The organism is Pseudomonas urethralis, from assembly GCF_021602465.1.
Lineage (GTDB): Bacteria > Pseudomonadota > Gammaproteobacteria > Pseudomonadales > Pseudomonadaceae > Aquipseudomonas > Aquipseudomonas vlassakiae.
This window is the reverse complement of record NZ_BQIJ01000017.1, coordinates 33,274-46,328: the sequence shown is the minus strand read 5'-3', so window position 1 is coordinate 46,328 and position 13,055 is coordinate 33,274. Positions and strand designations below refer to the sequence as shown.

9 protein-coding genes are annotated in these 13,055 nt (G+C 54.1%); 4 read left to right on the top strand and 5 right to left on the bottom strand.

The annotated features are described in order from the left end of the window. Positions 1 to 521 precede the first annotated feature (521 nt). The 4 genes from L6D64_RS22590 to L6D64_RS22575 all read right to left on the bottom strand — a co-directional run bounded on the left by L6D64_RS22590 (position 522) and on the right by L6D64_RS22575 (position 8,250). Positions 522 to 1,259 carry a hypothetical protein gene (locus tag L6D64_RS22590; RefSeq protein WP_054901949.1) on the bottom strand — a complete coding sequence of 246 codons (738 nt, stop codon included), beginning with the start codon at positions 1,257 to 1,259 and terminating at the stop codon, positions 522 to 524. Positions 1,260 to 1,553: 294 nt separating this feature from the next. Continuing rightward, the gene (locus L6D64_RS22585) at positions 1,554 to 3,218 is read right to left on the bottom strand and encodes a UvrD-helicase domain-containing protein (protein WP_176507743.1); all 1,665 of its coding nucleotides are present in this window, start codon (positions 3,216 to 3,218) and stop codon (positions 1,554 to 1,556) included. Then, on the bottom strand, positions 3,215 to 5,170 hold the full coding sequence (locus L6D64_RS22580) for an ATP-dependent nuclease (RefSeq protein WP_176507742.1): 1,956 nt from the start codon (positions 5,168 to 5,170) through the stop codon (positions 3,215 to 3,217). Before L6D64_RS22580 ends, L6D64_RS22585 begins: the two co-directional genes overlap by 4 nt. A gap of 398 nt (positions 5,171 to 5,568) precedes the next feature. Then, on the bottom strand, positions 5,569 to 8,250 hold the full coding sequence (locus L6D64_RS22575) for a UvrD-helicase domain-containing protein (protein WP_176507741.1): 2,682 nt from the start codon (positions 8,248 to 8,250) through the stop codon (positions 5,569 to 5,571). A 484-nt stretch (positions 8,251 to 8,734) separates the two neighbouring features. Here L6D64_RS22575 and L6D64_RS22570 point away from each other — a divergent pair, with 484 nt between their 5' ends. From L6D64_RS22570 to L6D64_RS22555, 4 genes are all read left to right on the top strand, one after another. Further along, a complete protein-coding gene (locus L6D64_RS22570; protein WP_176507740.1) occupies positions 8,735 to 9,013 on the top strand; it encodes a DUF3892 domain-containing protein in 279 nt (92 codons plus the stop codon). A gap of 124 nt (positions 9,014 to 9,137) precedes the next feature. Further along, complete coding sequence (locus L6D64_RS22565) at positions 9,138 to 9,758, top strand: SLATT domain-containing protein (protein WP_176507739.1); 621 nt, start codon at positions 9,138 to 9,140, stop codon at positions 9,756 to 9,758. After that, positions 9,751 to 11,034 carry an SMODS domain-containing nucleotidyltransferase gene (locus L6D64_RS22560; protein WP_176507738.1) on the top strand — a complete coding sequence of 428 codons (1,284 nt, stop codon included), beginning with the start codon at positions 9,751 to 9,753 and terminating at the stop codon, positions 11,032 to 11,034. Before L6D64_RS22565 ends, L6D64_RS22560 begins: the two co-directional genes overlap by 8 nt. 258 nt (positions 11,035 to 11,292) lie before the next feature. Next, on the top strand, positions 11,293 to 12,120 hold the full coding sequence (locus L6D64_RS22555) for a hypothetical protein (RefSeq protein WP_176507737.1): 828 nt from the start codon (positions 11,293 to 11,295) through the stop codon (positions 12,118 to 12,120). A gap of 80 nt (positions 12,121 to 12,200) precedes the next feature. Here the strand turns inward: L6D64_RS22555 and L6D64_RS22550 are convergent, their stop codons facing one another. Further along, complete coding sequence (locus tag L6D64_RS22550; protein WP_176507736.1) at positions 12,201 to 13,046, bottom strand: hypothetical protein; 846 nt, start codon at positions 13,044 to 13,046, stop codon at positions 12,201 to 12,203. Positions 13,047 to 13,055 lie beyond the last annotated feature (9 nt).

Below are 13,055 nucleotides of genomic sequence, written 5' to 3'. Positions count from 1 at the left end.
TAGCTGGGGTGTCTTTGCTTGCAACGCTCGTGGGCAAAGCACCCGAAGAGGTAGTAGTAGTGAGTAGATAGTATGCGGTGATTTGGTAATTTGGCAGGGACAAAAGGGGTTTATGGGGGCTCGAGTTGAGGGGGGTTTGGTGTGTTTGGGGTGTTTGGGTAGGGGGAGAGTAGGAATATTGGGTGAATAGTATTGGATGGGGTACCGGTGATAATTGCACTACTTGTTTCATCAGGCTTTCCAGCCAACACCAAGAAGCGATTAGCAGCCCCACAACAAACTGTCGAGAAAAGCAAATATTTGCTCTACTATCGCAATGCTCTGGCTACTTAAACACGATGGGCCTAGCATCTGGCATTTACGTATGCCCATTTGGGTCTGAGTTTAGGTCTGAAGCACACCGAAAGGAAGCTAGCTCTCAATAGATTTTTCGTTCTATTCAATAATTCAATTAGAAGCAATCCTGCACCTCGATAATAAAGTGCAGCGCTGCATGAGTATAATTATTCAATCCACCTTGTTTAGCTGTTGATCTTCTCCCATTTCTTTGCCAACTCGAAGAATTTCGTGGACTGAGACTTTATTTCCTCGTGCCATTTCTGATCCGCCTCACAAGCCTCTTTCCCGATTACTACGGCGCCTATCGTGTCCACTGCTTGGCGCTGTCGCCCAAGAACCCCACCCTTATCAGCCTCCTCGGACAGGTACTTGATCTTAGCCACCCTGGAAGTCAGCTCCATCCAAAGCTGTGCTTGTGGAATTCCTAGCATCAGAGCTACCTGCAGCGAATCCGACATCATTTGATGGCTCCACTTGCTCATGTAGGAAATCGCCAGCAAGCTAGACACCTCAGTCTCCCCTTGGAGCGTTTGGAGGTTGCCCTCAATATCACCAATTTTTAGCTCATCAAATTCTGCCAGAGATCGTGAATGACCGAAAATCTCTGCTTTTTGGAAGCTTTCAACGTGTCCGGAAACCAGCGAATTCAACAGTTTTTTGGCTTTTCGCTCAGCGTTGACCCTTGGCATCCACTGTACCAAGACATAAAAAATATAGCCGCTTATCAAGCCAGTAAGGGTATCGCCAGCTATATCTTCGAAGGCATCTGATTGGAAAAAATCGATCCAGGTTTTCCAGCCCGGCCCTTTCATAAAAGCCGGGACGTCCAGCTTCACCTTCACCAACACAAGCAGTACAAAAGCCACCCCGAATGCGACCAGCAATGCCTTGTCCCGATATTTGTCCCACCAATCCAGCATTGCCGTTTCTTCCTTCACCCAAAGAAAAGGGCCCCGCAGGGCCCATTTGCACTCAAACTGACATGATACTGCCAGCCCAGCCGGATCAGCCAGCTCGCAGGATCTCACCTACCAGCACGCCCAAGTTTCGAGCGGCATCGATACCTCTGTGATACTGGCCTGACCACTCGATGCCCCAGTCTTCAACTGCAGGCCGGAGGGCCATTGCACGGCAGTTCAGCACTTTCCAGTGCCACTTTTTGGCGTTCGTGTGTGCCAGGCCGGCAAGCATGGGTTGCCGATCGTTTTCCATGATCAGTTAGAATGGGTGATCCAAGGACTCACGTACCCTAGGAATTCAGCTTGGGCTGTGCGGGATACCTTCCAGTGGTTGACCTGCCCGAGATTTTCCCGATGCTCCGCCGTTGTCACCACAAGTCGTCGCTCTGCACGTGATACGCCGACAAAAAATGTGCATCGGCTCTCATGGAGGTCACCGAAGTAGGCCTGACTTTCTACGCCAAGCAATACGACTGTGTCGAACTCCAAGCCTTTGCTCTTGTGCACGGTGAGTATTCGTATCGACTGGTCATTTGAGAGCTGAGCCAGCGCTTGAAGAAGGTCGGGTTCTCTGACCATGGCTTCGTCAATGTAGGTTTTGACGCTCTCGATGAGCTCGCGTAGATGCTCTCGGGACTGGTAATCATGAGACAGGCCGGCCAGTAACGTCTGCCCCACCATGCTCAGAAACTCCTCCAGGAGCTCCCACCGCTGAGCATACGTCTTGCCAACCATATCAGCCGCGGCCGACTTGCGCGCCTCTTTGACATAACGACTCCAATTGCTCTTGAGCTTACCGTCGGCGTCGTCCTCCGAAGGAATGATCCGGCGAGTTAGACGCGTCCAAGCCCTGGGCTCTCGCAGGCCATAGATACAAAGCAGGTAATCCACGATGACCTGGGCAATAGGCTCAGTGGAGATGTCCTGTGCCTTGTTTTCGTTCCGATAGCTGATACCCCAGCTCTCCAGCTCAGAAGTCAAACGCACGCAGTAGGCCTCGGGCTGAGCACGCGTAAGTATCGCGATCTTTGCGGGTGCGACTCCCTCAACGTTGACCCAATGCGAAATTCGCTCGGCGAGGTCACGGGCCTCATCTTCGCAATCGGCATAGCGCAGCAAATGAATCTCACCCCCTTGGCCAGTGAGCAAATTCCCAGGCATTTCCGATGCAGGATCGAGCACTTTGATGATGTCGTTCTGAAGCCTAAGCAGGTGAGGCAGTGACCGGAAGTTGCGGTAGATATTGAGGTGTCGCGCATCGAAGTCTTCGACGAACCTAGCGAACACACCATCCAAGGCACCCGCCCATCCCATGATCTTCTGCTTCACATCCCCTACCGCAGTCACGCGGCGACCAGACCCTACGAAGAGCCTAGTCACGAGCTTGTATTGTTCATCCGTGCAGTCCTGGAATTCGTCCAGGAAGACATCGCTGTAGGTTTGGCGTATCGCGTTGATCGCTGGCGGATAGGCGTCAAGAATCTTGATGGCGAGCGGGATGAGCTCCTTGAACTCGGTCTGCACGGGGTGAGCCTTGCCCTTGGCAACAACCTTGAAGTTCGGGTTCAGCGCATCGGTGCCCGTCAACAAGGGTCGGAACCGCTCGACGATTCTCTTGGCCAACCCATGGAAGGTATAGCTGTCGAAGCGACCCGCATAAGCGGCCCCGCAGCGACGCCAAACACGTTCCTTCAGGTTATTGCTGGCATCAACTTTGAAGGCGATTGCCAAGATACGCTTTGGGTAACGGCATACACCGGTTGTGAGCAGGAAGTCGGCCCGCTGAGCGAGAAGTTCGGACTTCCCTGAGCCTGGGCCTGCCGTCAACGCTACACAGCGTATCTGCTCCCTTGCTGCGGTATCTGCATTAGGCTCAAGCACGATTCCGTCCGATGGCGCCCACTCCTCGACCCTGATCATTCGTGGAGCTCCCCAGCCATCTTGATCACATGCTTGACGAGCCGTTTGAGAGATGACGGCATGCCTTGCCGCAGGTCTTCATCCGTGAGCCTTGAGAGCGCCTCAATGTGCGATTTAGGCTTGCTATCTACCTTGAAGAGCTTGTGGTAGGCAGCGAAGTACTCTCGCTCAGAAACGCTGTACTGCTTCTCATCGTAGAAGCTGTCGCCCAAGACAGACCTGAGTTGGCCCACCTTCGGTGTCACAAGGTGCTTGGCCTCGATACCGAACGCTGCTGGAAAAGCGCAGAGCATGGCGAAATCCAAGTCCATAGGACTTGAGAAGAACACGTCATAAGGTTCCAGCCCTGCGATGTATGACGGGTATTCACGGCTCTTCTCAACCTTGAGAATCTTGTAGTCCTTGCTGTTCCATGCAGGAATTTCATCCAGCTTTTCCGCGGAGATGTAGCTCCGACTGGGCTGATGGAGATTGAGCTGTGTTGCCACATATTTGATCCTCCCCCACCCTCCGCCATGCCGCGCGACATCGAGATCCAGCAATGTCACGTAAGGAATCTTCAGCTCGCTAAGAAGACGCCAGAAGTGGTTCACGTGGCGGCCACCTAGCGGTGCAACGCACACCGCGGCCTCATCCACCATAAGTCCCTCTGCAGCGAGTAAACGAGGCAACACAATCTCCTCGCTATCACCCTCTCCTAGCACCACTAACCTTGAGAAATAGATTTCAGGAAACGCCTGAACGGCTTCTCTGACAAATTTGTAGGCTTCGCCATGCTTGTCCGGTGGCATCTTGATCTTGGTCACGACCGTGCAGCGTGACTCATCAAGTCTGAGGTAACGGATCTGCTCAGGTTCGACGCGTCGCAACATGGATGGAGCATGCGTCGCGATCATTGCCTGAGCGTCTGAATTTCCGCTACCGAGCACCAGATCCTTCAGTGACGATACGATCCGGCCCAGATAATGTGGGGACAGGCTGTTCTCGGGCTCTTCCAGAGCGATGAGGGTGAACACGGCAGGCTTAAGCTTATCCATGTCGAATGAGTCATCATCGCCTTTAAGCACTGCCCTTCCGATGGCCTGGGAGGTGAGCACCAAGGTCAGATAGAGCATCGATTTTTGCCCATCGCTCAGACGAGAGAAATCGACTTGCTGCTCGCCGTGGCCGGGGGTAAAGGATACGGAGAGATGCCTAAGCAATGCCTCGATTTCATGAGTGACGAACGTCAGGCTTGGGTCTTTAAAAAACTTACCTTTGTGTAGCCTGCCCCAGGCATTGGCGATCCCATCACCGAGGTTGATCACTGATGGGTTGGTGCTGAGGCTCTCGGAAATATCGGCAGACAGCTGGCTGATCTTTTCGCGCTGCTCCGCCCAGTTCACAGCCCGGAGTAAGCGACCAAGAAGCGCATTTGTCCCGTAGGTGATGTGTTCAGCCGGATCACGTCGCGCGGGCAGGTAGTGCACCTGGATCTGATTACGTTCATCGCGCGGTACCGGGGACGTAGCAACTGGATTGCCGTCTTCGTCGACTTCCGACACGTAGCGCAGGCTCTGCTCGATCTCATCGTCGAGCCCGAGCGAGGCATCCAGGCGGTAACGCACACGGGGCACACCGTTGATGTTATCCAACCGCATGTGCCCAAAGTTGCACGGGATGGTCGGGTGTTCCTGGGTCTCGTCGGCGATCTCTGGGAAGTAGAAGTCCGCCTCGATCCACAGCGTGCGCTCATCCGGCCTATGTTCTTCGTCATGCGCAACGAAGAAGTCAGACTTGCGCAGGCGTCGCTGATTAGGGTCAATCGAGAACAGTCGGCAGAGCGCCTGCAGCGTTGCTGTTTTACCGGAACCGTTGGGGCCAATCAGGAACGTCAGTTTTCTGAAATCGACAGTGACCGGTTTCGCACCAAACGATTGAAAACCACACACGCGCATCTGCTTGAGTATCAACGCTCGAATCCCTTCTGGCTAACCATGACCGGCGGCCCACGCACTCAGGCACGCTCTGATTGAATAACGCTGCAGCCGGCCAATCCTAGCCCAGCGTATCGTGACGTGGTAGCTAAATAGTGGCTCAGGAAATTTCTGACATACACTCACCGATCGTTGGCAGTCAGCGCATTTCAGCGAGCAAAATCAGATCATCGTCCTACCCCACCGACAGGTGTGGCAGCTGTCCATATCGATCACGGCAGCCCCATTTTCATCAACCCTATCGAACGCCTACCAGCCTTCGCCCGACCACCTGGCGAGCCCGGTCAACGTCAGGCGTAGCCCCTCTGATAGCTATGCTCGGCCAGGGCCCAACACTCACATCCCCGTAGGCTGATTGGGCGGCGACACGAACCTCAAACCCGAGATTTATTCCTGCTGTAACGCTTGCCATAGTAACGAGATTTTTTGACAGGCTTCTTCTTGGGCGGCTTGTAGTCGCACTCAGGGAAGTTATTGCACGTTACGAATTTGCCATTCGTCCCGTCTTTCACCACCAGGTCACCGATGGTGCAGTTCGGACACGGATTCAGCCTAACCGGCGTGCCACGGATGTCCTCCACTTGCAACGCACCATCCTGCACCAGCTCCTTGAGAAACACCGACACCTGCTCCTGAACGGTGTACATCAACACGGTGCGCCGCGCTCGGGTGAGCGCCACGTAGAACAGCCTACGCTCTTCTGCGAATTCATACGCATCGCCTTTTGGCATGACCAAGCCCAGCACGGGATCATCAGTCATGGTACTTGGGAAGCTGCGCCCTCGTTTCCTGCTGACCATCGCAGGCAAGATCACATAGTCAGCCTCCGTTCCTTTCGAGCGGTGGACGCTCAAAAACGACACCTGGATATACCTCCCAAACCTCGCCCGCCAATCGGTCGGCACATAGCTTTCTTCGTCGTTGTAACGCCCAAGGATGCAGACTCTGATTAAACGATCCTTGGCTTTTGGGATCGAGCCATCTATCAGACCTGCTACGAGGCTTTCCAGGAACCTCACGATTGCAGGCCCAACACTGTCCATACGCGGCAGCATCACTGCTTGCGCAGCCGGCCCAACCGGTGGCGTTTTGGAGTACACCGTTTTGGACAGCTGTACCGGGTTCTTGCTCACAAATCGACTGGAGACATCACAGAGAGCTTGAGGGCATCTGAATGTCTGCTCCAATTTCAGCAACTGTCCGGAGCCGAAGAATGTTGTGAAGTCCGTCATCACCGAGACGTCGGCCCCGGCAAACCTGTTGATCGATTGCCAGTCATCGCCGACCGCAAAGAAGTGACGCCCGGGTGCGCTCACCAGCGCTCTGCACAGACGTGCCCTGGCTCTGGAAGCATCCTGAAATTCATCAGCCATGACCAAGCGGAATTTTGGCGAGCATCGGCCTTGTTCCACATGCTCAGCAGCCTGAACGAGCATGTCTTCGAAATCGAGACCACCCACGCGCTTAAGCTCTGCATCCCAGGCCTTCATTACAGGCCAGAGGATGTCGAGAAACATCCTGTAGCGATGCTTGAACACGCTCGCAGGTAACTCTTCAACGCGGGCCAGCAGGTCTTGCTCTGTCAGGCAGTTGCTCTTCACATGAGCGATGAATGTGCGGATTAGTCCAATGAGTTTCATCGCCGACAAAGGCGGCTGACGACCCGGTGGCACTGGACGATCAGGATTGGGATCCAGCTTGATCCCTCGACTGGTCAGCTCACGCGTAAGGTGCTCAACCCAAGTGTTTTCACGGATTTGATGCGAGGTCGTTTCGATCAACCGGGTACCGTGCTCGCGATGGAGCGCGCGCTTCCAAAGCGCTTCCTTCAGATACCCTTCGAAGTGCTCAGGTGGCTGCCCATGCTCGTTCAGCGCGAAGTGCTCGTGATACAGACCAATTGCGGGGTAGTAGAAATCAGGATGGTACTGACTGTGAGTCTCGGTGGCGGTGTCATGCTCGTAGGGTCGCTCGTAGACGTACTCCACTCCATTGTAGTGAAGCCAGTTGGCGATCATGCACTCTTCCAGGCTTTTGACCGGATCGCCCTGAATCGGAATGAGGCGACCTGCTTTGGAATTTTGCTTGGGGGGCACCTTCATCGATTTGAACGCGGGCAGATCGCGACCAAAGACAAGGCGGAACAGATCCCAGCGACTGCGAAAGCCGACCTCATTCGACTTCAGCTGATCGATCAATTCCTCCAACTTCTCGAAGGCCAGTTTCTCCTTGACCACCCAGTCCGGTACCCGGGGCTTCTTCTTGGTGGCATAGCCGATGATGGCAAGGCCAAGCCGGTGAAAAGTCTTTGCCCTAACCTTGACGTTGTCCATCTTCAGCCGCGCAAAAGACTGCTCTGCTCGCTGCGCGAGTTCCTCAGCAGCGTCCTTGTTGAACGCGAGCATCACGATTTCTTTGGGCTGGAAGAACCCACGGTCGATCGCGTAAGCAGCCTTGGCTACCATGGTGGAGGTCTTGCCAGAACCTGCTGAAGCTGCGACTTGCACGCGGTTGTCAAAACAGATCACCGCCCTCGCCTGCTCGTCATTCAGCGGCAGCTTTTCCACATTAGAGAGCAGCCATTTCGAGGCCACCAGCTCGCTTTCAGTGTGCTCTTTGTTGATCTTTTTCCAGAGCGCGTTCCAATCGCCACGCCAGATGGCCAGCGCACGTTGCACGTCGATGAGGGAAACACCCAGAGCATCCCTAAGCGCTTCGTCTTGCAGCAAGACATCCAGCTCATTATCAGCAATCGGCAAGCTCGGCTTAGCTGCTTGCAACGCGACCTGTTGCTCGTGAGTGACCCATCGGCGCTCGGTTCTTGAATCATTCAAAAGCCGGTTAGCGTCGGACAACCACGAACGTAGGAGAGTGTGCGATGTTCTGAAGCGCGCAATTCGCTCGTCTTTCTGACTCTGGGACTGCAGGAGATTTTCTGCCTCCTGTCGCTCCTGTGCCTTGATAACGTCTGCAATGACGTCATTGACCCCAGCTACAGATGAGTTTGGCAGCCCGCCGAGGATACCTCCCGCGTATCTCAGGCTACCCCACAGCATACCTCTCGTCGCTACTATCCGATCACGACCACTCAAGCTGATCGCTACGCTTTCATTACCTACAGTCAGGTGAAAACACCCATTCGTGAGTCGCAGCAACCAGGGTGAAGACCCGGTCAGAACCCTGCCAAAGAAAGACGGGCCCCAAACGTATTCCTTACTCAAAAACTACCTCCATCACGGTGGTCATACGCGAGCGGGAAACTGCTCGTGATCTGTGAGGTAGGCATAGATACCGCAAAATGAGATCAAATCCCAATGGCTCATAAAGCGCTGCGACCTAAAAGAGCCTTACAGCCAACAAAAAAACATCCATTTGGATAGAAAATTGGCACAAACATGTTCAAGCACATGTGTAGATGCCGGCTTATTGACTTTATTAACCGTCAAGCTTCCGCCAAAGAAAATAAATTAAAGATCTGCCTTGAACTACCAACTTCCGCCCCAATATATGTAACATGCCCTCACCCACGCTGGAGCCGCCATGACAGACGTTTACTACATCAACGGGATCAAACTCGACGAAGATGACGAGCATATCGAATACGTGCGTGTTCGAAAGTCGACTTCAAAAGTGCAGTTCATTATCCCAAGGCAGTTTGTGGTACAACTTATCCAATCCGGCGTGGCCTTCAAGTCCCGTTACCATGACGGCAAGGAGTGGCAGACCGGTGCGGATGTGGATGTATTTGAAAATATTTACCTCCGGGCAAACCCGAACCATAACGCTAAGGACAATCTTAGAAACCTACGAAAGTTCTAGGTTTTCCGTTCAGGAGGCTTGAGGGAAATACGCTGTACTCTCGCCTCCTGCAGTGCGAAGGCTGCCTAGACGGCGCTAGCCCCGCCAGCGCGGCCAAATCATGAGACTTACTGCAGGTAGATTCATGGATCATCAGGTAGCGCTGAAATTGATCGCCGAAAAGGCTTACGACGTTGGCTACACCGCCAAGCTTCACTTCTCTACCTACGACATTGTAGAGAAAGCCCCAGGATGGATTGGCCTGATCTCATTGGTGATTGGCGTCCTGGCACTCTACATCGATTTTTTGGCGGCCAAACATGTCTCGGCGCTCATCACCGTGATCGGTATCTGCAGCCTTTACATCACCTATTACGCCGACTCCAAAGAGCAGTACTTCCAATCTGGTAACAAACTGACGGATTTGCTCAATCAGTTGAAGGCTATGTCTGCACGGTGCAAATCCACCCAGCAATTCACCGCCGCCGATCAAGCTGAACTGAATCAAATCACCGCGGACTTCGGGCCGGCCTGCCAGAGGAAACACATCCTGTTCTCGGGTTGGCTTGCCCACAAAAAATTCTTCTGGGATTACCAGATCGACTGGATCGCTGAGCACCGCAAGTTCTCACTCCTCAGAGACAAGATCCCTTTTTCTGTTTACGCCCTGATCGTCGTGATTCTGATCGCCGCAGCGGGCGGTTCTTGGCTTGCCGCGCACCCGGAACTCCTCCTCTCCCTTAAGGATGTCTGCACTCATGAGTAAAGAGCTTTTTGAGCAGTTTCGCAGGAACCTGGCGGTCAAGAATGCCGACGAGATTTCCAAGAGCTACCGGCAGATCACTGAAAAGCTCAATGAAAAGTACTACGACAGCACCTCTGACACCTTGCACTGCCGGCAAGTCGGCTCATACGGGCGCCACACTGCCGTAGATGGCGTGAGCGATCTGGACATGGCGTTCGTGTTGCCGTGGTCGGTGTACGATCGCTTCCAGCGCTACGAAAACAACAAGCAGTCGTCTCTGTTGGGGGAGATCCGGCTGGCTCTCAAAGAACGGTTTCCTACCCACGACGTCAAGGCGCAGCAGCAGGTTGTATCGATAGATTTCTCGGACTACGTGGTAGAAGTGCTCCCGGTTTTCGAGCACGACGACGGCAGCTACACCTACCCGGATGCCAATGACGGAGGCAGCTGGAAAAAGTGCAATCCCGTCGCCGAGATTGATGAGATCAACAGCCTGAACCAGGACAAGAACCATAACCTCAAGCGCTTGTGCAAAATGGTTCGCGCCTGGAAAAACGACCATGGCGTTCCGATGAAAGGCATGCTGATCGACACGCTGTGCTATCAGTTTCTCAACAGCACTGCGGACTATGACACCAAGTCCTATGCCGCCTACGGCGAAATGACCCGCGATTTCTTCGCCTACTTGGTCGATGTCGACGAGGACAAGGAACAATGGCGGGCGCCTGGCAGTGGCTCCATCGTCACCAAATCAGGCAACTTCCACCCCAAGGCCAAGAAAGCGTTGAGACGCTTGCAAGAGGCCCTTGACGACGTTGAGGTGGCCCATGAGCGGTGGAGCACAGTCTTTGGCGAGCACTTCCCTGAGTACGTCGAGCAGGAGAAGAGGCAGGCGATCGCAGAAAATCGGGTCAAGAACGGCGAGCAGTTTATCGGTCAGAAATTCAGACTCGACATCCAGTACACGCTGCGGATCGATTGCTCGGTCAAAAACGAGGGCGACAGGCTGCGCAATCTGATGTCACGCGTCATCGCATATCGTATTCCCAGGCAGCGTGAATTGACGTTCTGGGTCTCCGAGATCGATGTTCCACCCCCATACAAAATTTACTGGAAGGTGAAGAACGTCGGGCCTCAGGCTATTGAGCGCGACATGATCCGCGGTCAGATTCGCATCGACAGCGGTTACCGACAGATCACTGAACACTCTACCTTCCAGGGCGACCACTACGTCGAGTGCTACGCGGTCAAAGAGAACGTATGTGTTGCTCGTAGCCGGATCGTCGTCCCGATCTGACTGGATCCAGGAGGTGTGCCAGGTGCAGGCAACATGTAGATCGCTCCCGGTAAACCTCCCGATACCCCCCTACAGATGCGCGCTGCTATTCACGATACGAAGCGAAAATACCTCGCAGGGAGCACGGTTGATTCACCGGGGTCGTAAATCAGATCGTGCCGTCGTCACAGGCCATCGCTTGATCTATTGGACGAAGGGGGTGAAGCTCCAAAACCTGAACTGGCGCACATTCGTTGCCACCGTCACAAGGACAAATGCATGCCTGCTGTAAAAAGGATCCTGCTGCCTGACACCAACCAGAGCCCTGAACATATTCTAAAGGGGGTCGGTGTTGCTGATCATCTCAGCGCCTCGTTGAATGTACCAGAGGTCATATTTCTGGTACCAGTCAAAGCCTCCCTTACCTCCGGCTCCCTGCATAATGCGCTCGGTGAAGCAGTCCACGGCGCCCTCGCTAAAGGGAAACCCATCAAGCTTCCTAGTGGTGCCGAGATGCGGTGCGAGACGATGCAAACTCTGCAATGGCTATCGCGGCCGTCCATAGTGATCGCTGTATATGCCAGCCAAAAGATGATGGACAAGATCGACGCACTGCAGAATGTGACAGCGGTCGTCGCGATCCCTTGGACGGCGGGGGAGATCGATGATTGGGTGCAGACTTGGTCACCACAAGTGTTGGGCCAGTCGAGCAAGCCAGCCAAACCAGCTGCCAAACTCATAGCAGACCCAGTCGTTGAGCAAGCGATGTTGTCGCTGACCAAGGTGATCAACAAAGCACACAACATCCTCCATCCGTCTGATGAGGAACACGCAAAGCGGATCCTTCGTATCCTTCGCTCGCGCGACCATCATGAACCTGCGGAAAACATTCGCCGCTGGGCAATCAAGCACGGCTGGCTGCCCAAGGCGGCTGAGCGGCTGGAGACTTTGGCAGAGAAGGCGTTCGCCTTGCGTGCAAAGCCGAAGCTCGATAATCCAGAGCATGCAGAACAGAGCTATCAGCGTTGGGCTGCCGCGACCACGTCACAATCGACTGAAGCTATTGAAGCGGTATCAACCGAGGCAGTCAAAAAGCAGGGCCTTTGATCACCCGGTCACGTTTGTGCTGTTACCAGCCAAGGCCAATAGCTGGGGCGACCATCTCCCAAATGAGCCCCTATACGGACTTAGAGGTGGTGGAAGCGCGAAAAATTGCCATCACGGTGAGGCCCGACGTAGAGAAGGAAAACGTAGTAGCCACTGGCGTGATCCACCTGCTGGTAATAAATGCGCGGACAATTTTGTCGCGTGGTGCCATCACCTTGCTTCAGGTGGATCTGCGAGGTGAGTTTGTGGATCTGAGCCCCGTCCAAATACACTTCTAGCTCGATATGAGAGCCGCCTGTCTGAGCAAGCTTGACGTTACGCGCGCCAAAGAACGCCTCCATTGTGCCGGCTGTACGACCGTTCAGACGTATGGTCTCGACTAACAGGTCGATTGAGTCCTTGATGAACTGATAGCGCTGCACTGTCACTTCATCGCAGGTATCAATCGCGTCGCCAACCACAACCAAGGTAGGACAAGCCGCGACCGCATCAGCAATATAAACAGAGGGAGAAGTGAAGGCTTCGGGGCCGCAGATCGCAGATACCATCAGCTTGCTGATGAGCGTGGATATCTGTTGATCCATTTTGGTCTTGCGACGAAGCGTAGGCCAGCCGTCTTCTCCCTGACGGAAGTAAATCACCTGGGCGCCCATCTGCTGCATTTCCTGAAGCTCGCCAAGCAAATCATCAGGCAGATAGGCATAGGGCAGCACGAAGATCAGCGCATCGCTGAAATCATCCCCCACAGTATTGCAATATTCCCAAAGCGAATGGATGGCAGTGCCCGGATGAGGCAGCAAGTAGTACTCGCCTCGATTACCCCAGCCCACAGTAACTATCTGTGCCCTTTTCCCTCGCTTAACCAGAGCACTTTCAACGCGGGAACGTTCGTGCTGGGGCAGGCCAATAATGAATGCATTGGTCATCCCTGCCAC

What these genes read in the sequence shown, in the direction of transcription:
- L6D64_RS22575 (WP_176507741.1), bottom strand. Translation starts at nt 8,250, where the DNA reads ATGCTGTGGGGTAGCCTGAGATACGCGGGAGGTATCCTCGGCGGGCTG.
- L6D64_RS22590 (WP_054901949.1), bottom strand. Translation starts at nt 1,259, where the DNA reads ATGCTGGATTGGTGGGACAAATATCGGGACAAGGCATTGCTGGTCGCA.
- L6D64_RS22585 (WP_176507743.1), bottom strand. Translation starts at nt 3,218, where the DNA reads ATGATCAGGGTCGAGGAGTGGGCGCCATCGGACGGAATCGTGCTTGAG.
- L6D64_RS22555 (WP_176507737.1), top strand. Translation starts at nt 11,293, where the DNA reads ATGCCTGCTGTAAAAAGGATCCTGCTGCCTGACACCAACCAGAGCCCT.
- L6D64_RS22560 (WP_176507738.1), top strand. Translation starts at nt 9,751, where the DNA reads ATGAGTAAAGAGCTTTTTGAGCAGTTTCGCAGGAACCTGGCGGTCAAG.
- L6D64_RS22550 (WP_176507736.1), bottom strand. Translation starts at nt 13,046, where the DNA reads ATGACCAATGCATTCATTATTGGCCTGCCCCAGCACGAACGTTCCCGC.
- L6D64_RS22570 (WP_176507740.1), top strand. Translation starts at nt 8,735, where the DNA reads ATGACAGACGTTTACTACATCAACGGGATCAAACTCGACGAAGATGAC.
- L6D64_RS22565 (WP_176507739.1), top strand. Translation starts at nt 9,138, where the DNA reads ATGGATCATCAGGTAGCGCTGAAATTGATCGCCGAAAAGGCTTACGAC.